Origin of the sequence: Pseudomonas tremae (genome assembly GCF_001401155.1) — a bacterium.
Classification (GTDB): domain Bacteria; phylum Pseudomonadota; class Gammaproteobacteria; order Pseudomonadales; family Pseudomonadaceae; genus Aquipseudomonas; species Aquipseudomonas tremae.
This window is the reverse complement of the sequence record NZ_LJRO01000012.1, coordinates 1-370: the sequence shown is the minus strand read 5'-3', so window position 1 is coordinate 370 and position 370 is coordinate 1. Positions and strand designations below refer to the sequence as shown.

General features: G+C 56.5%; 1 pseudogene. It reads right to left on the bottom strand.

What is annotated here, in order from left to right:
• Positions 1–33: 33 nt before the first annotated feature.
• Positions 34–370 (bottom strand): annotated as a pseudogene (locus ALO43_RS00060) (hypothetical protein); the annotation flags it as partial.

Here is a 370-nt window from a genome sequence, read left to right as displayed (position 1 = left end):
ATGCACTCGGTACCTTTTTTTTGGAGTCTGGCCTCAGGGCGTGTCGCTATCGCGTTGCTGCCTGAACTCGAATCGATAGGCTTTGCCGATATTCCATACCTGGCGAAGGCTCAGGTCCAGTACCTGGGCAATCTCGGCTGCGGTATAGCCCAGCGCCGAGTAATGCATGGCGTGGCCGGCCACCACGTCGTCGATATCCGTAGTGTCATGACGGGCGTCCCTGCGGGTGGTGAGCATGGGCTGACTGACAGCGATCGTCACACCGTTTTCGGTGGCCAGTTGGCGAACGTCTTTTTTATTCATGCGTAATGAATATTGCAGCGCTGTGAAGCCTGCGCCCTTGGCGGCCAGGTATTTGAGTTGTTCAAGC